2 protein-coding genes (1 of these 2 cut by a window edge) are annotated in these 21,311 nt (G+C 46.6%); both read left to right on the forward strand.

Features of this window, described 5'->3' with window-relative positions; all coding sequences use genetic code 11:
• Entirely contained in the window at positions 1-15,132 is a 15,132-nt protein-coding gene (gene pksJ, locus NYE49_RS09270; RefSeq protein WP_047182632.1) for a polyketide synthase PksJ, read from the forward strand.
• Positions 15,116-21,311, forward strand: partial view of a polyketide synthase PksL gene (gene pksL, locus NYE49_RS09275; RefSeq protein WP_174616642.1) — the 5' end (the start) only. Its footprint extends 7,415 nt past the window's final position; the window shows 6,196 of its 13,611 coding nt (coding positions 1-6,196); the start codon lies at positions 15,116-15,118; its stop codon lies beyond the right edge, outside the window. The genes pksJ and pksL overlap by 17 nt, the downstream gene beginning before the upstream one ends.

Here is a 21,311-nt window from a genome sequence, read left to right on the forward strand (position 1 = left end):
ATGAGAAATAATGATAATATCCGCATATTAGCTAATCCTTCTGTCAGTCATGGGGAGCCTTTACATATATCTGAAAAGCAGCCGGCAACAATACCTGAAGTTTTATACAGAACGGCGGCGGAGCTTGGGGATACAAAGGGAATCATTTATTTGCAGCCGGATGGGACTGAAGTTTACCAATCATACAGACGATTATGGGATGATGGACTGCGCATTGCGAAGGGGCTTCGCCAATCAGGCCTGAAAGCAAAACAAAACGTGATTTTGCAGCTTGGTGACAATTCACAGCTTCTCCCTGCGTTCTGGGGGTGTGTGTTAACAGGGATTGTTCCGGCTCCATTAGCCGTTCCGCCAACGTATGCTGAATCGAGCAGCGGCACCCAAAAGCTGAAAGACGCATGGACGCTTCTTGACAAGCCAGCGGTGATTACGGACCGGGGGATGCACCAGGAAATGCTCGATTGGGCAAAAGAACAAGGGCTTGAAGGGTTCAGGGCAATTGCTGTAGAGGATCTGCTCAGCGCTGAAGCGGACACAGATTGGCATCAATCCAGTCCCGAAGACTTAGCGCTTTTATTGCTGACTTCAGGCAGTACGGGAACGCCCAAAGCAGTTATGCTTAATCATCGTAACATTATGAGCATGGTGAAAGGGATTATTCAAATGCAAGGCTTCACCAGAGAGGATATTACGTTTAACTGGATGCCGTTTGACCATGTCGGAGGGATCGGAATGCTGCATTTGCGGGATGTTTATCTTGGCTGTCAGGAAATTAACGTCTCAAGCGAAACAATCTTAATGGAGCCGTTGAAATGGCTGGATTGGATTGATCATTACCGAGCTTCTGTTACGTGGGCGCCGAATTTTGCGTTTGGTCTGGTCACTGATTTTGCAGAAGAAATAAAAGATAGGAAATGGGATCTGTCTTCAATGCGATACATGCTCAATGGCGGTGAAGCAATGGTAGCCAAGGTAGGGCGCAGAATACTTGAGCTTTTAGAACCACATGGACTGCCTGCTGACGCCATCCGACCTGCATGGGGAATGTCCGAAACTTCATCGGGCGTTATTTTTTCTCATGAATTTACCCGGGCTGGAACAAGTGATGATGATCATTTTGTTGAAATAGGCTCTCCAATCCCCGGCTTCTCTATGAGAATTGTGAATGACCATAATGAATTGGTTGAAGAGGGCGAGATCGGCCGTTTTCAAGTCTCGGGTCTTTCTGTTACTAGCGGTTATTACCAGCGGCCTGATTTGAATGAGAGTGTGTTTACAGAAGACGGCTGGTTTGAAACCGGGGATCTTGGCTTTTTGCGAAACGGGCGCTTAACCATAACAGGCCGTACGAAAGATGCAATTATCATTAACGGCATTAATTATTACAGTCATGCAATTGAGTCTGCAGTTGAAGAATTATCTGAAATTGAAACTTCTTATACTGCTGCCTGCGCTGTCCGTCTGGGCCAGAATTCAACAGATCAGCTGGCTATCTTCTTTGTTACTTCTGCAAAATTAAATGATGAGCAGATGTCTCAGCTTCTTAGAAACATACAATCCCATGTCTCACAGGTGATCGGAGTCACCCCGGAATATTTGCTGCCTGTACAAAAAGAAGAGATTCCAAAAACGGCTATCGGAAAGATCCAGCGCACCCAGCTAAAAACTTCATTTGAAAATGGAGAGTTCGACCACTTGCTACATAAACCCAATCGGATGAACGATGCGGTCCAGGATGAGGATATACAGCAAGCAGACCAGGTGAAAAGAGTAAGGGAAGAAATACAGAAGCATCTGCTCACCTGTTTGACTGAGGAGCTGCACGTTTCCCGCGATTGGGTGGAGCCAAATGCAAATATCCAAAGTCTTGGTGTGAATTCTATCAAGATGATGAAGCTCATTCGATCGATCGAGAAAAACTACCATATCAAACTAACAGCCAGAGAGATACATCAATATCCTACAATTGAATGCTTAGCCAGCTATCTATCAGAACATGAAGACCTCAGCAGCTCGTCTGCTGACAAAAAGGGCACGGACACATATAAAACCGGACCGGAAAGGAGTCAGGCAACTTTTCAGCCTCTTTCTGAGGTTCAAAAAGGATTATGGACATTGCAAAAAATGTCACCTGAAAAAAGTGCATATCACGTACCTCTCTGTTTTAAATTTTCTTCAGGGCTCCACCTTGAAACATTACAGCAGGCTTTCGGCCTTGTATTGAATCAGCACCCAATCTTAAAGCACGTCATCCAAGAGAAAGACGGAGTGCCATTTCTTAAAAATGAGTCAGCGCTTTCAATTGAAATCAAGACAGAAAACATCTCAAGTATGAAAGAGTCTGATATTCCTGCTTTTCTTAGAAAGAAAGTAAAGGAACCGTATGTAAAGGAAAACAGCCCGTTAGTGCGTGTCATGAGCTTTTCCAGATCTGAACAAGAGCATTTTTTATTAGTTGTCATTCACCATTTGATTTTTGACGGAGTTTCGTCTGTCACATTTATACGCAGTCTGTTTGATACCTATCAGCTTCTTTTAAAAGGACAGCAGCCGGAAATAGCTGTTTCTCCTGCCATTTATCATGATTTTGCGGGATGGGAGAAAAACATGCTTGCGGGTAAAGATGGCATGAAGCATCGCACATATTGGCAGAAACAGCTATCGGGAACTTTGCCGAATCTTCAGCTGCCTAAGGTCAGCGCAAGTTCAGTCGATTCTGAGTTTAGAGAGGATACATACACCAGGCGGCTGTCCAGCGGCTTCATGAATCAGGTCAGAACGTTTGCGAAAGAGCATTCTGTAAATGTCACGACGGTATTCTTAAGCTGCTATATGATGCTGCTTGGCCGTTACACCGGCCAAAAGGAACAGATCGTCGGCATGCCGGCCATGGTGAGGCCGGAAGAAAGATTTGATGATGCCATTGGACATTTTCTCAATATGCTCCCGATTCGGAGTGAGCTGAACCCGGCAGACACTTTTTCTAGCTTTATTTCAAAATTGCAATTAACGATATTGGATGGGCTTGATCATGCAGCATATCCTTTTCCAAAAATGGTGAGGGATCTGAATATTCCTCGCAGTCAAGCAGGTTCACCGGTATTTCAAACCGCTTTTTTCTATCAGAATTTTCTTCAATCCGGAAGCTATCAAAGCTTGCTGAACCGCTATGCTGACTTCTTTTCTGTCGATTTCGTTGAGTGTATTCACCAAGAGGGCGAATACGAATTAGTATTTGAACTGTGGGAAACAGAAGAAAAAATGGAGCTGAACATCAAGTACAATACTGGGCTGTTTGATGCGGCTTCTATATCCGCCATGTTCGACCATTTTGTTTATGTAACAGAGCAGGCGATGTTGAATCCTTCTCAGCCTTTAAAAGAGTATTCTTTATTACCTGAGGCAGAGAAGCAGATGATTCTCAAAACATGGAACGCCACAGGAAAAACGTATCCATATATAACTTTTCATGAGTTGTTTGAGCAGCAGGCGAAAAAGACGCCTGATAGAGCGGCTGTCAGCTATGAAGGTCAAACATTGACGTATCGGGAGCTGGATGAAAAAAGCACACAACTGGCCATTTATTTGCAGGCGCATGGAGTGGGTCCTGACCGTCTGGCGGGGATCTATGTGGATCGATCGCTGGACATGCTAGTGGGTTTATTAGCGATCCTCAAGGCTGGGGGAGCGTATGTGCCGCTAGACCCGTCCTATCCGGCTGAACGATTGGAATACATGCTTGAGGACAGTGAAGTTTTCATTACACTGACGACATCGGAATTAGTAAATACGTTGAGTTGGAACGGTGTCACAACAGCTCTTTTAGATCAAGATTGGGATGATATTGCTCAAACAGCCTCTGATCGAAAAGTGCTTACACGCACTGTCACGCCGGAAAACTTGGCGTATGTCATTTATACATCCGGCAGCACAGGAAAGCCAAAAGGTGTCATGATACCGCATAAAGCTTTGACAAACTTTCTCGTTTCGATGGGGGAAACACCAGGTCTTACGGCAGAGGATAAAATGCTTGCTGTCACAACCTACTGTTTTGATATCGCAGCTCTGGAATTATTTTTGCCTTTAATAAAGGGCGCACACTGCTATATTTGTCAAACGGAGCATACAAAAGACGTTGAAAAACTGAAACGGGACATCCGCACGATCAAACCGACAGTGATGCAGGCAACCCCTGCTACGTGGAAGATGCTCTTTTATTCAGGCTGGGAAAATGAAGAGAGCGTGAAAATTTTATGCGGAGGCGAAGCATTGCCTGAGACATTAAAACAATATTTTCTGCATACGGGCAGCGAAGCCTGGAATATGTTCGGGCCAACCGAAACAACTATCTGGTCAGCGGTTCAGCGCATTAACGATGAATGCTCTCATGCCACGATAGGAAGGCCAATCGCCAATACACAAATCTATATTACGGATTCTCAGCTCGCGCCAGTGCCGGCAGGTGTCCCGGGTGAGCTGTGCATTGCAGGAGACGGTGTGGCGAAGGGCTACTACAAAAAGGAAGAATTAACGGATTCGAGATTCATTGACAACCCTTTTGAGCCTGGGTCTAAGCTTTATAGAACGGGAGACATGGCCCGCTGGCTTCCGGGAGGGCGAATTGAATATATAGGCCGCATCGATAATCAAGTAAAAATCCGCGGATTCCGTATTGAACTTGGTGATATTGAAAGCAGGCTTAGTGAGCATCCCGGCATTCTGGAATGCGTTGTGGTCGCAGATATGGATAACCTAGCTGCCTATTATACAGCTAAACATGCAAATGCTTCTCTCACAGCGAGAGAGCTGCGTCATTTTGTGAAAAATACTTTGCCTGCCTATATGGTGCCTTCTTATTTTATTCAGCTTGATCATATGCCGTTAACTCCGAACGGAAAGATAGATAGAAACAGCCTTAAGAATATCAATTTATCAGGGGAGCAGCTAAAGCAAAGGCAGACCTCTCCTAAGAACATTCAGGATACTGTTTTTACCATTTGGCAGGAAGTGCTGAAAACGAGTGACATTGAATGGGATGACGGATTTTTCGATGTGGGCGGGGATTCGCTTCTCGCGGTCACTGTGGCTGATCGCATCAAACATGAACTATCCTGTGAGTTTTCCGTCACAGACCTGTTTGAGTATTCAACGATTAAAAATATCAGCCAGTACATCACTGAACAGCGAATGGGCGATGCAAGTGACCATGTGCCGACAGAACCGCCAGCTCATATAGAAGATCAGTCTACCGAGATGAGTGATCTCCCAGACTATTATGACGATAGTGTGGCGATTATTGGCATATCGTGTGAATTTCCAGGGGCAAAAAATCATGATGAATTTTGGGAGAACCTCAGAGACGGCAAGGAAAGCATTGCGTTTTTCAATAAAGAAGAGCTTCAGCGCTTTGGCATTTCAAAGGAGATAGCGGAGAATGCCAACTATGTCCCGGCTAAAGCTTCAATTGAGGGGAAAGACAGATTTGATCCAAGCTTCTTTCAAATCTCTCCTAAAGACGCTGAATTTATGGACCCTCAGCTTCGGATGCTGCTGACTCATTCATGGAAAGCAATAGAAGATGCCGGTTATGCTGCGAGACAGATTCCGCAAACCAGTGTTTTTATGTCGGCAAGCAATAATTCTTATCGCGCGCTGCTGCCGTCAGATACAACAGAGAGCCTAGAGACGCCGGACGGTTATGTTTCGTGGGTGCTTGCACAGAGCGGGACGATTCCGACAATGATTTCTCATAAGCTCGGGCTGAGAGGGCCAAGCTATTTCGTCCATGCCAACTGCTCATCATCTCTGATTGGATTGCATTCTGCCTATAAGAGCCTGCTGTCGGGTGAATCTGATTATGCTTTAGTTGGCGGTGCAACGCTGCATACCGAGTCAAATATCGGATATGTGCATCAGCCGGGGCTGAACTTTTCGAGTGATGGACATATTAAAGCTTTTGACGCTTCAGCTGACGGAATGATAGGCGGTGAGGGCGTTGCTGTTGTATTGCTGAAAAAAGCAGCTGATGCAGTAAAGGACGGGGATCATATCTATGCCTTGCTGAGAGGCATTGGTGTAAATAACGACGGCGCTGACAAAGTCGGCTTTTATGCTCCAAGCGTTAAAGGCCAGGCTGACGTGGTCCAACAGGTCATGAATCAAACGAAGATACAGCCTGAATCCATCTGCTATGTAGAAGCACACGGAACCGGAACGAAGCTGGGGGACCCGATCGAGCTGGCGGCTTTAACAAACGTTTACAGGCAATATACAAATAAAACGCAATTTTGCGGCATTGGGTCGGTGAAAACCAATATCGGACATTTAGATACAGCCGCCGGTCTTGCGGGCTGCATTAAGGTCGTGATGAGTCTTTATCATCAAGAGCTTGCACCGAGTATCAATTATAAGGAGCCGAATCCAAATACAGACTTAGCCAGCTCTCCTTTTTACGTCGTCGATCAAAAGAAAACGTTAAGCCGTGAGATCAAAACGCACAGGGCTGCACTTAGCTCGTTCGGGCTTGGCGGGACAAATACCCATGCCATTTTTGAACAATTCAAAAGGGATTCAGATAAGGGAAAGATAGACGGAACCTGCATCGTCCCAATCTCGGCGAAAAATAAAGAGAGGCTGCAAGAGTATGCAGAAGACATTCTGGCCTATTTAGAAAGAAGAGGGCTTGAGAACAGCCAGCTGCCTGATTTTGCGTATACCCTTCAGGTGGGGCGCGAAGCGATGGAGCATCGCGTTGTCTTTATTGCCGATCATGTAAATGAGTTAAAACAGAGGCTCACAGATTTTATCAATGGAAATACAGCGATTGAAGGCTGTTTTCAAGGAAGTAAGCACAATGCCAGAGAGGTTTCATGGCTGACGGAGGATGAGGACAGCGCTGAACTCATACGTAAGTGGATGGCCAAAGGAAAAGTAAACAAGCTTGCAGAAATGTGGAGCAAGGGAGCGCATATAGATTGGATGCAGCTTTACAAGGGTGAGCGCCCAAACAGAATGAGTCTGCCGACTTATCCATTTGCAAAGGAACGATACTGGCCGTCGCAGGATGACCGCAAACCGGTGGCGCAGATATCCGGAAATCAGACAGGGATCGGCTCTATTCATCCATTGCTTCATCAGAATACATCTGATTTTTCTGAACAGAAATTCAGTTCGGTTTTCACTGGTGACGAATTTTTCCTGAGAGACCATGTGGTAAGAGGAAAGCCTGTGCTTCCTGGTGTTGCGTACCTTGAAATGGCGTACGCGGCTATAAACCAGGCGGCAGGAAGTGAAATTGGCCAAGATGTCAGAATCAGATTGAATCATACAGTCTGGGTTCAGCCTGTTGTGGTTGACAGACATTCAGCTCAAGTGGATATCAGTCTCTTTCCTGAAGAAGATGGAAAAATCACCTTTGACATTTACAGTACACAGGAAGACGGGGACGACCCTGTTATTCATAGTCAAGGCAGTGCGGAGATGGCATCTGCCGCCGAAACGCCAGTCGCAGATCTCACTGAAATGTCACGCCGCTGCGGCAAAGGAAAGATGTCGCCTGATCAATTTTACGAAGAAGGCAGAAGCAGAGGAATGTTCCATGGTCCGGCCTTTCAAGGAATTAAGAATGTGAATATAGGAAACAGAGAGGTTTTGGCGCAGCTGCAACTTCCAGAAATCGTTTCTGGAACGAATGAACAGTTTGTGCTGCACCCAAGTATCATGGACTCCGCCTTGCAGACAGCAACAATATGCATCATGCAGGAATTGACGGATCAAAAGCTGATTTTGCCATTTGCGCTTGAGGAGCTTGAAGTGATCAAAGGGTGTTCTTCTTCTATGTGGGCTTATGCTCGCTTAAGTGACAGCGATCACTCCGGAGGGGTTGTTCAGAAAGCGGATATTGATGTCATTGACGAGAGTGGAAGCGTATGTGTCAGGATCAAAGGATTCTCAACGAGAGTATTAGAAGGGGAGGTTCATACTTCAAAGCCTTCATCACGGCACGAACGCTTAATGCTTGAACCGGTGTGGGAAAAACAGAATGAAGAACGAGAGGACGAAGATTCTTCGTACACGGAGCATATCATTGTTCTCTTCGAAACTGAACGAAGTGTTACAGACAGCATTGCCTCCCACATGAAAGATGCCCGTGTGATTACTCTGAACGAAGCTGTAGGACATATTGCTGAACGTTATCAATGTTACACGCAGAACATTTTTGAACTCCTGCAAAGCAAGGTCCGTGAGCTTTCTGCAGGCCGTATCATCATTCAAGCGATTGTTCCGCTGGAAAAAGAGAAGCAATTGTTTGTCGGCGTTTCCGGTCTGCTTAAAACAGCAGAAATAGAGTTCAGCAAACTGACTGCTCAGGTCATTGAAATTGAAAAACCTGAAGAGATGATAGACCTTCACCTCAAGCTGAAAGACGACAGCCGGAGACCATTTGACAAACAGATTCGATATGAGGCTGGACACCGTTTTGTGAAAGGCTGGAGGGAAATGGTGCTTCCTTCAGCTGATACGCTTCACATGCCGTGGAGAGACGAGGGTGTTTATCTAATCACAGGCGGAGCAGGAAGCTTAGGCCTTCTGTTTGCAAAGGAAATTGCCAATCGAACTGGCCGGTCTACTATTGTGCTGACGGGACGATCTGTTTTAAGTGAGGATAAGGAAAACGAGCTGGAGGCTCTTCGAAGCATCGGAGCGGAGGTTGTCTATCGAGAGGCTGATGTAAGTGATCAGCATGCGGTTCGTCATCTTTTTGAGGAAATCAAAGAAAGATATGGCACTCTCAATGGAATTATTCACGGTGCAGGCAGCATTAAAGATCACTTCATCATTCATAAAACGAATGAAGAGTTTCAAGAAGTGTTGCAGCCAAAAGTGAGCGGGTTGTTACATGTAGACGAATGCAGCAAGGATTTCCCATTGGACTTTTTCATTTTCTTCTCATCTGTTTCGGGATGTTTAGGAAACGCTGGACAAGCCGATTATGCGGCAGCCAATTCGTTTATGGATGCATTTGCTGAATACCGCCGTTCTCTTGCGGCATCAAAAAAGAGATTCGGCTCCACCATTTCCTTCAATTGGCCGTTATGGGAAGAAGGCGGTATGCAAGTCGGCGCTGAAGATGAAAAGAGAATGCTGAAAACGACGGGAATGGTCCCGATGCCGACAGATAGTGGCTTGAAAGCATTTTATCAAGGGATAGCATCTGATAAGCCGCAAGTTTTTGTGATGGAAGGACAGCTTCAGAAAATGAAACAAAAACTGCTTTCCGCAGGATCGAAAGCCAAGCGGAACGATCAGAGAAAGGCGGATCAGGATCAAGGACAAACTAGAAAATTGGAAGCAGCCTTAATCCAAATGGTTGGCGCAATTTTGAAAGTAAACACTGACGATATCGATGTCAACACAGAGCTGAGTGAGTACGGATTCGACTCAGTTACATTCACTGTCTTTACAAACAAGATCAACGAAGAATTTCAGTTGGAGCTAACGCCGACCATTTTCTTTGAATATGGCAGCGTCCAAAGCCTAGCTGAATATGTAGTTGCTGCGTATCAGGGCGAATGGAATCAAGATGCTACTGCTAAAGGCATAGATGAAAGAACAAACTTAGTGCACAGTTTAAGCAGCCTGGAGGCATCATTAAGCAACATGGTCAGTGCAATTTTAAAAGTAAATAGTGAAGATATTGATGTCAATACAGAGCTGAGTGAATACGGATTTGATTCCGTTACATTTACGGTCTTTACAAACAAGATCAACGAAGAATTTCAGTTGGAGCTAACGCCGACCATTTTCTTTGAATATGGAAGCATCCAAAGCCTGGCTGAATATTTGACCGCTGAACATGAGGACACCCTGGTTCAGGAGCGTGAAAAACCAGAGCGGCAGGAAGAGTTACAGACAATATCCCATGAAGCGCCGAAAATCACATCACGTAGAAAGCGCCGCTTTACTCAGCCTGTTATTGCAAAAGCAGAAAGAAACAAAAAGCAGGCTGACGATTTTGAGCCGGTTGCAATTGTCGGCATCAGCGGCCGATTCCCTGGCGCAATGGATATAGACGAATTTTGGAAAAACCTAGAAGAAGGAAAAGACAGCATCACAGAAGTTCCAAAAGATCGATGGGATTGGCGGGAGCATTATGGAAACCCAGACACTGACGTCAATAAAACCGACATCAAATGGGGCGGGTTTATTGATGGTGTCGCAGAGTTTGATCCGTTGTTTTTTGGTATTTCGCCGCGAGAAGCTGATTATGTAGACCCTCAGCAGCGCTTGTTAATGACATACGTGTGGAAGGCACTGGAAGATGCGGGTTGCTCGCCGCAACGCCTTTCGGGTACAGGGACCGGTATATTTATCGGTACGGGAAACACCGGTTATAAAGATCTATTCCATAGAGCGAATCTTCCAATTGAAGGCCATGCTGCTACAGGTCATATGATTCCTTCGGTAGGCCCGAATAGAATGAGTTATTTTTTAAATATTCATGGTCCGAGCGAACCAGTAGAGACGGCTTGTTCCAGTTCTCTTGTAGCCATTCACCGTGCTGTGACTGCGATGCAAAACGGTGATTGTGAGATGGCGATCGCTGGAGGCGTGAATACGATCTTAACCGAGGAGGCGCATATTAGCTACAGCAAGGCTGGTATGCTCAGCAAAGACGGCAGGTGTAAAACCTTCTCCGCCGATGCGAATGGCTATGTCAGAGGCGAAGGGGTCGGAATGGTCATGTTGAAAAAGCTGGAAGATGCCGAGCGTGACGGAAATCATATTTACGGCGTTATTCGGGGGACAGCGGAAAATCACGGCGGAAGAGCCAATACCCTGACATCGCCTAATCCGAAAGCACAAGCTGATTTGTTGGTGCGTGCATATCGCCAAGCAGGCATAGATCCAAGCACTGTCACATATATCGAAGCACATGGAACAGGGACGGAATTGGGCGATCCGATTGAAATAAATGGGCTGAAAGCCGCGTTTAAGGAACTATCCAATATAAGAGGCGAGAGCCAGCCGGATGTTCCGGATCACCGTTGCGGCATCGGCTCAGTTAAAAGCAATATCGGTCATTTAGAGCTAGCAGCAGGTATTTCCGGTTTGATCAAAGTGCTTTTGCAAATGAAGCATAAAACATTAGTGAAAAGCCTGCATTGCGAGACGCTTAATCCTTATCTTCAGCTGACTGACAGTCCGTTTTACATCGTTCAGGAAAAACAGGAATGGAAGTCTGTCACAGATCGTGACGGAAACGAGCTTCCGCGCCGTGCCGGAATCAGTTCGTTTGGAATTGGCGGAGTAAACGCGCATATTGTGGTTGAAGAATATATGCCAAAAGCCAATTCAGAACACACGGCTACAGAACAGCCAAACGTGATTGTGCTGTCGGCTAAAAATAAAAGCAGGCTGATAGATCGTGCTTCGCAATTGCTTGAGGCGATTCGCAATAAAAAATATACAGATCAGGAGTTGCACCGCATCGCTTACACCCTGCAGGTCGGGCGCGAAGAAATGGATGAGCGTCTGGCGTGTGTTGCGGGGACGATGCAGGAACTTGAAGAGAAACTGCAGGCGTTTGTTGACGGTAAGGAAGAAACAGACGAATTTTTCCGGGGACAGTCTCATCGAAATAAAGAGACCCAGACTATTTTTACAGCAGATGAAGATATGGCGTTGGCACTTGATGCTTGGATCAGAAAAAGAAAATACGCCAAACTTGCTGATTTATGGGTCAAAGGGGTCTCAATCCAGTGGAACACATTATACGGAGAGACCAAACCGCGCCTGATCAGCCTCCCTTCATATCCGTTTGCGAAGGATCACTATTGGGTGCCGGCAAAGGAACATTCAGAAAGAGACAAAAAAGAACTGGTTAATGCGATTGAAGATCGCGCCGCATGCTTTTTGACGAAACAATGGAGTTTGAGTCCAATTGGCTCAGCAGTGCCGGGGACAAGAACTGTTGCCATCCTGAGCAATCAAGAGACAGCAGATTTAGCAGCAGAAGTGTCTTCGTATTTTCCGAATCATCTCTTATTAGATGTGAGCCGGATAGAAAATGATCAGTCAGACATTGATTGGAAAGAGTTTGACGGCCTAGTGGATGTCATCGGATGCGGTAAGGATGATGAGGGCCGGCTGGATTGGATTGAATGGGTGCAAAGACTGGTTGAATTCGGGCATAAAGAGGGGCTCAGGCTGCTTTGTGTGACGAAGGGGCTCGAATCGTTTCAAAACACATCTGTCCGGATGGCTGGCGCCTCACGGGCTGGGTTGTATCGAATGCTCCAATGCGAGTACAGCCATCTTATATCAAGGCATATGGATGCTGAAGAAGTTACTGATCATCGCCGTCTCGCGAAGTTGATCGCTGATGAGTTTTATTCCGATTCTCATGATGCCGAGGTTTGCTACAGAGATGGTTTACGGTATCAAGCTTTTCTAAAAGCTCATCCGGAAACAGGTAAGGCCACGGAACAGAGCGCGGTCTTCCCGAATGATCATGTACTTCTCATTACAGGCGGCACACGCGGCATCGGACTATTATGCGCCCGTCATTTTGCAGATTGCTATGGAGTGAAAAATATGGTGCTGACCGGACGAGAACAGCTTCCTCCGCGAGAGGAGTGGGCTCGTTTTGACACCTCGAACACATCAGTTGCCCAGAAAATCCAGGCAGTGCGGGAGCTGGAAGCGAAGGGTGTACAGGTGGAGATGCTGTCGCTGACGTTATCTGATGATGCTCAGGTTGAGCAAACGCTGCAACATATCAAGCGAACATTAGGACCGATTGGCGGTGTCATTCATTGTGCAGGTCTGACGGATATGGATACGCTGGCATTTATCCGAAAAACTTCAGATGATATCCAGCGGGTGATGGAACCTAAGGTGTCAGGTCTTACAACGTTATATCGCCATGTGTGTAACGAGCCTTTACAGTTTTTTGTCTTATTTTCTTCTGTTTCAGCCATTATTCCGGAGCTTTCGGCGGGACAAGCTGACTATGCGATGGCCAATAGCTATATGGATTATTTTGCAGAAGCACATCAGAAACATGCGCCGATCATCAGTGTTCAGTGGCCGAACTGGAAAGAAACCGGTATGGGTGAAGTGACAAACCAAGCGTATCGGGAAAGCGGCTTGTTGAGCATTACGAATTCAGAAGGCTTACGTTTTCTAGATCAAATTGTATCGAAAATGTTTGGACCGGTTGTTCTCCCTGCAATGGCGAATCAAACAAACTGGGAGCCGGAACTGCTGATGAAGAGGAGGAAACCGCGTGAGGGCGGTTTGCAGGAAGCTGCTTTACAGAGCCCGCCAGCCAGAGACATTGAAGAGGCCGATGAAGTTTCCAAATGTGATGGATTATTATCTGAAACACAGTCCTGGCTTGTTGATCTGTTTACCGAAGAGCTGAGAATAGATCGTGAAGACTTCGAGATTGACGGGGTGTTTCAGGATTATGGCGTGGATTCGATCATTTTGGCACAGGTGCTCCAGCGTATAAACCGCAAATTAGAGGCAGCGCTCGATCCATCGATTCTATATGAATACCCGACAATTCAAAGGTTCGCAGATTGGCTGATCGGTTCTTATTCCGAAAGGCTGTCCGCTTTATTCGGAGGCAGGATATCGGATGCATCAGCACCTTTGGAGAACAAAATAGAGGCGGAGGCATCTGTTCCTGCGAAGGATCGAGCTCTTACACCTCAGATTCAGGCGCCAGCGATTTTGTCACCGGACTCTCATGCAGAAGGTATTGCCGTTGTCGGACTCTCTTGCCGATTCCCTGGGGCAGAGACATTGGAGTCATATTGGTTGTTACTATCCGAGGGGCGTTCGTCAATCGGCCCGATTCCGGCAGAGCGTTGGGGCTGTAAGACGCCATATTATGCCGGCGTGATTGATGGCGTCAGCTATTTTGATCCTGATTTCTTTTTGCTTCACGAAGAAGACGTAAGGGCGATGGATCCGCAAGCACTGCTCGTATTGGAAGAGTGTCTGAAACTCTTGTATCACGCCGGTTATACGCCTGAGGAAATAAAGGGCAAGTCTGTCGGTGTTTATATTGGAGGCAGAAGCCAGCACAAACCTGATGAAGAGAGCCTTGATCATGCCAAGAATCCGATCGTGACAGTCGGCCAAAATTATTTAGCGGCTAATCTTTCACAATTTTTTGATGTCCGCGGCCCGAGTGTTGTAGTTGACACTGCATGCTCGTCAGCTTTGGTCGGCATGAATATGGCCATTCAGGCGCTGCGTGGCGGAGATATTCAATCCGCCATAGTCGGCGGTGTCAGCTTGCTGAGCTCAGATGCCTCTCACAGGCTGTTTGACCGGCGCGGCATTTTAAGCAAGCATTCATCCTTCCATGTGTTTGATGAGCGTGCTGACGGAGTTGTGTTAGGTGAAGGCGTCGGAATGGTCATGCTAAAAACCGTAAAACAGGCACTGGAAGACGGAGATACCATATATGCTGTCGTGAAAGCGGCCTCGGTCAATAACGACGGAAGAACGGCGGGGCCTGCAACACCTAATCTTGAGGCGCAAAAGGAAGTCATGAAAGATGCGCTTTTCAAAAGCGGAAAAAAACCAGAGGACATCAGCTACCTTGAGGCAAACGGGTCAGGTTCAATCGTAACCGATCTCCTTGAGCTAAAAGCGATCCAATCAGTGTACCGTTCTGGGCACTCATCGCCTCTTTCTCTTGGCTCAATCAAGCCGAACATCGGGCATCCGCTATGTGCTGAAGGGATCGCCAGCTTCATTAAGGTTGTGCTGATGCTGAAAGAGCGCCGCTTTGTCCCATTTTTATCAGGTGAAAAAGAGATGGCGCATTTCAATCAACAGAAAGCGAACATCACGTTCAGCCGAGCCCTGGAAAAATGGACAGATTCGCAGCCTACTGCGGCTATTAACTGCTTTGCCGATGGGGGGACGAATGCCCATGTCATCGTAGAGGCGTGGGAAAAAGATGAAAAACACGCCATCAAGCGCAGTCCAATATCGCCTCCTCAATTAAAGAAACGAACGCTTTTGCCAGGCGAGCCAAAGCTGGAAGCGGAGACTTCAAAAATGACTGCGGCAAACATATGGGATACTTATGAGGTGGAGGTCTAACGTGAAAAAGATAACGAAACAACTCACATTATCGTTAAAAAATCCGTTTATTTATCACCATGTGGTTTACGGACAAAATGTCCTGCCGGGATTGGCTTATATCGATATAATCTACCAGATATTCAGAGAACACGGTTTCTCCTGCTCAGAGCTTCAGCTGCGGAATTTATCCATCTATCAGCCATTGACGGCGGAACAGGATGCAGTAATTGTTTTGAATATCCAATGCGCGGAGAAAAAAGAAGGACAGTGGCAAATCACAGCCAAGGGAATTGAAAAACGTGATGGGAAAGAAGCTTCAGAAGAAAAGCTCTATATGAAGGCTGACATGCACGCAGACTCCCCAGCCATATTTGAAGAAACACTGGATCTCAGTCAAATCAAAGCATCTGCACAGAACGTTGTTCAGCTTGATGATGTATATGAACAATGCAGACGTCAGGAATTGGTGCACAGCGAATATATGAAAGCAAGTGGCTGCATCTATGAAGAGGAAGACGGCGTCCTTCTTGAGCTTTCTCTCGGTTCGGAAGCCATGCTTCACGCAGAAGGCTTTATGTTTCACCCGACTCTCATAGACGGGAGCGGGGTGGGTGCCAATCATTTGCTCACATCTTTGCTTAAAGGAGAACAGAGGCTGTATTTGCCTCTGTTCTATGAATCCTTTTCCGCTTCTGCACTTTTGCAGTCGGATTGCATGACGAGAATTAAGCGCTCCTCCGTCCGGCGGGAAAAAGAGCTGATTTATGTAACACTTGAATTTTTTAATGCGTTGGGAGAAAAAGTGGCTGAGTTGAAAAACTTTACAAGCAAATTGGTGCGAGAAGCGGAGCTGATTAGCGGAAAACATCAAGATGCACAGGAGACACAGATGACAAGAGCGGACACTGCTGAGCGTGAGAAACCTGCTGACATGGTATCTTCTCCCGTTAATTCCTACAGCGGGGCTGAACAGTTCGTAAGCCAATTAATCGCAGAGAAAATCAATAAGCCGGTAGAACAAGTTGAAAAACAGGTCGGTTATTACCAAATGGGACTGAATTCATCGGGCTTGCTTGAGGTGGTAGAAACGATCAGTGATAAGATCGGTGAGAGCCTTTCGCCGACTCTTCTGTTTGAGCATACCGCCATAGCGGAGCTGTCAGCGTTTCTTGCCGAGGAATATGCTGAGCATTTTAGTGCCGCTGGTTCCCTTGGCCTTGGCCAGAATGAAAGAGAACGCGTTTCCGACACAATAAACGATCGTAAGACTGTTGAAGCTTCTCATGCTGTACCTATTGAGGCAGCAGGCGACATTGCGATTATCGGCTTGGCGGGCAGGTATCCGAAGGCAGCCAATATTCATGAATTTTGGAACAATCTGAAAGAGGGGAAGGACTGCGTTAGCGAGATTCCTGAGTCGCGCTGGGATTGGCAGCGACTTGAAGGAATCACATCTCCTTCGGGTAAGGACATTTCCAAATGGGGAGGATTTATTGATGATCCCGACTGCTTCGATCCCCAATTTTTCAGAATCACGCCAAGAGAAGCGGAGACAATGGACCCACAAGAGCGGCTGTTTTTAGAAACATGCTGGGAAACGATTGAGGATGCGGGCTATACGCCAAAGACGTTGGCCAAGCCTAAAGGACGAAATAAAAGGCAGCATGTAGGAGTTTTTGCCGGCGTCATGCACAAGGATTATACATTAGTCGGAGCTGAAGAAGCATCAGCAGAAAATGTGTTTCCTCTCTCGCTTAACTATGCGCAAATCGCCAACCGTGTTTCTTACTTTTGTAATTTCCATGGTCCGAGTATGGCTGTCGATACGGTATGTTCATCCTCTTTGACCGCAGTGCACTTGGCGTTGGAAAGCATACGTCACGGTGAGTGCGATGTTGCGTTAGCAGGCGGCGTGAACCTGTCTTTGCACCCGAATAAATATATGACATACGGGGTCTGGGATATGTTTTCCACTGACGGACACTGCCGTACGTTTGGAAAGGATGGAGACGGTTATGTGCCTGCCGAGGGTATAGGCGCGGTTTTATTAAAGCCTTTGCGCCAGGCAGAGGAAGACGGAGATCGCATTTATGCAGTTATTAAAGGAAGTGCTGTGAATCATGTGGGCACTGTAAGCGGCATTTCAGTGCCGAGCCCTGTTTCTCAAGCTGATCTGATTGAGACATGCTTGGAGAAAACGGGAATCGACCCGCGAACGATCAGTTATGTGGAAGCCCATGGAACCGGCACGTCCTTAGGAGATCCGATCGAAATACAGGGATTAGTGAAAGCGTTCCGCCAATATACGCAGGATCGGCAGTTCTGTTCAATCGGTTCTGTAAAGTCGAACATTGGGCACGCCGAATCCGCCGCGGGGATCAGCGGTTTAAGCAAGGTTGCCCTTCAGCTTCACCATCAAAAACTTGTGCCTTCTTTGCATTCGGAAGAACTGAATCCGTACGTTGATTTTGAAAAGTCTCCATTTTATGTACAGCATGAAACAGAAACGTGGAAGCAGCCTGTTATCAAGGAGAATGGGGAAGAGGTCCCTTATCCGCGGCGGGCGGGTATCAGTTCCTTCGGAGCAACTGGTTCAAACGCACATATTATCCTTGAGGAATATATTCCTCAAGCAGCGGAGCAGGACGTTTCTTTGTCCTCAGATTCTGACATATCCGCAGTTATTCCGCTTTCTGCCCGTAATCAAGAACGTCTCCGTGTATATGCAAAACGTCTCTTGGATTTTCTTCATAATGGGATTCAGATTAGAGATTTGGCGTATACATTGCAGGTAGGCCGTGAACCGATGGAAGAACGGGTTTCTTTCTTAGCATACGGAATTCAAGAATTGAGTGACCAATTGAAGGCTTTTATAGAAGGACGAAAAGCCATTCAGCATTGCTGGAAGGGCCGCGTGTCAAGAGGAAGCGAACCATCGCGTCCCGCCGAATCGGTACATAAATTGCTGGAGCAAAGAAAACTCGATCAAATTGCGGAGCAGTGGGCGAACGGATCTGGTGTTGACTGGAAGCTGCTTTACGAGGGAAACAAACCAAAGCGGATCAGCCTGCCGACTTACCCATTTGAGAGGGTGCGTTATTGGGTGCCGAAAGCGGAGAAAAAGACTGATCGTTCAAAACAGGAGCGGCACATCCTGCATCCTCTTCTGCATCAAAATGTGTCCGACATATCAGGTGTCCGCTTCCGTTCAGTGTTTACAGGACGTGAATTTTTCTTGAAGGATCATGTCATAAAGGGCGAACACGTTTTACCTGGCGCAGCTTTATTGGAGATGGTTCGGGCAGCTGTGGAAAGGGCAGCTGCGGATCAGTTCCCGACAGGATTCCGACTCCGGAATATCGTCTGGGTCCGGCCGTTCGCCGTCACGGAACAGCAGAAAGATATAGATGTACGTCTATATCCTGAGGAGAATGGTGAGATTACATTTGAAATCTGCCGGGACCCTGAAAGCGCAGAGGAGTCGCCGATTATATATGGGCAAGGGAGTGCAGTGCTTTGTGAGGCTGGTGAAAATCCTGTTATCAACATTGAAGAACTGAAGGCAAGCTATAATGGCCGGACGCTGTCACCTTTTGATTGCTACGAGGCTTATACAGAAATGGGTATTCATTATGGTGACAGCCACAGAGCGATCGACAGCCTATATGCCGGCGAAAACGGAGTTCTAGTGAAATTGACGATGCCTCCTGTAATCTCTGATACAGAAGACCATTATATTCTGCATCCGAGCATGATAGATTCGGCATTTCAGGCATCTATCGGTTTGAGGCTGGGAGGAGCTACGAGTTTAGAAGACAGAAAGGCAATGCTGCCTTTTGCCATACAGGATGTCCAAATCTTCAAAGGCTGCGAGGCATCTATGTGGGCGCGGATCACATATAGCGAGGGCAGTACAGCTGGGGATCGTATGCAGAAGCTTGATATCGATTTATGCAATGAAGAGGGGCAGGTTTGCGTGCGATTGACGGGCTATTCTGCAAGAGTGTTAGAAACAGATCAAGAAGATCCTTCTGAAGCGACTGACACGCTATTGTTCGAACATATTTGGGAAGAACGTGCTGCAGAGAGGCAAGAGCTCATAGAGTACGACACGCATAAAGTCGTTGTCTGTGATGTTGGAGAACAAATGGAAAGACTCCAAAATCATCTTGACTGTACAGTTCTGCAGCATGATACAGAGACAATTGATGAACGGTTTGAAGGTTATGCCATACAGTTATTTGAAGAAATCAAACAGCTAATGTACTCAAAAACAGGGGGACATACATTCATTCAAGTGGCGGTGCCTGCGTTGGACGAGCCTCAGCTATTAAGCGGCTTAACTGGATTGCTCAAAACGGCTCAACTGGAAAATCCAAAACTGACAGGACAGTTGATCGAAATAGAAACCGGGATGTCAGCTGGTGACCTATTCGAAATATTGGAGGAAAACAGACGCTATCCGCGTGACACGCATATCCGCCACTGGCAAGGGAAGCGATTTGTAAGCAAGTGGAAAGAAGTGTCTGGTGAGCACCTAAGTGCTGACATGCCATGGAAGGATAAAGGCGTGTATCTGATCACAGGCGGTGCAGGCGGTCTTGGATTCATCTTTGCAACTGAAATTGCAAACCAAACGAATGACGCGGTTGTGATCCTGACAGGACGCTCTCCGCTTGATGAAAGGAAGAAGAAGAAGCTTCAAGCCTTACAGAAACTTGGCATCCAAGCGATTTACAGACAAGCTGATCTGGCTGACAAACAAACGGTTGATGCCTTATTAAAAGAAACCCAAAACGTTTACGGAGACTTAGATGGCATCATTCACAGCGCCGGTTTAATAAAAGATAATTTCATTATGAAGAAAAACAAAGAAGAGGTTCAAACCGTTCTTGCTCCAAAGGTAGCAGGACTGATTCACCTTGACGAAGCAACGAAAGATATTCCGCTCGATTTCTTTATCCTTTTTTCCTCAGGTGCCGGAGCAGTAGGAAGCGCGGGACAGGCTGATTACGCAATGGCCAATGCATTTATGAATGCATTCAGCGAATATCGAAATGGCCAAGCAGAGCTGCACAAGCGTTACGGAAAAACTCTTTCAGTGTGCTGGCCGCTGTGGAAAGACGGGGGCATGCAAATTGATGCGGAAACTGCAAGGATGCTGAAAAGAGAAACAGGCATGGTGGCCATGGAAACAGATCGTGGGATTCAGGCGCTATATCATGGCTGGACGTCAGGAAAGCCGCAAGTGTTAGTTGCTTCCGGTGTTACTGATCGGATTCGTGCATTTTTACATGAAACGGGACATGGCAAAGGCCAATCTCACAATATCAAAAAAAGCAGTCTCAATCAGGAGGCAGAAAAAGCAGACATGATCGGGGAAATTGATGAAGAGATACTAAGAGAAAAAGCGGAGAACTATTTTAAACAGGTGCTTTCTTCGGTGATTAAGCTGCCAGCCGGCCAGATTGATGCTGAAGCTCCTCTCGAGGATTACGGGATCGATTCTATCATGATCATGCATGTAACGGGTCAATTAGAAAAAGTATTCGGTTCTTTGTCCAAGACGTTGTTCTTTGAATATCAGGATATTCGCTCATTAACACGGTATTTTATTGATTCCCGCAGAGAAAAACTGCTGGACATCTTGGGAATTGAAACAGGTAAACCTTCTGTTGAAAGAAAATCAGAACCTGAAAAACAAGAAATCCCAGTTACCCCAAGAAAGTCTGGATTTCTTCCTTTGCAAGATAAAGAGCAGAAGCAGTTAAGAGAGAAGGAAACGGAAGAAATCGCGATCATCGGTATCTCAGGTCGCTATCCGCAGGCAGACAACATTGATGAATTGTGGGAAAACCTGAGAGACGGTCGAGACTGTATTACGGAAATTCCTGAAGCCCGCTGGGATCATAGTCTCTATTATGACGAAGATAAAGACAAGCCTGGAAAAACCTACAGCAAGTGGGGAGGCTTCTTGAAGGATGTAGACAAGTTTGACCCGCAGTTTTTCCATATATCGCCGCGTGAGGCAAAATTAATGGACCCGCAAGAGCGTTTATTTTTGCAGTGCGTGTATGAAACGATGGAAGACGCAGGCTATACAAGAGAGCACCTCGGCCGTAAGCGTGATGCTGAGCTTGGCGGAAGCGTCGGTGTTTACGTCGGTGTCATGTACGAAGAATATCAGCTGTACGGGG

Origin of the sequence: Bacillus sp. FSL L8-0358 (genome assembly GCF_038593095.1) — a bacterium.
GTDB lineage: Bacteria > Bacillota > Bacilli > Bacillales > Bacillaceae > Bacillus > Bacillus subtilis.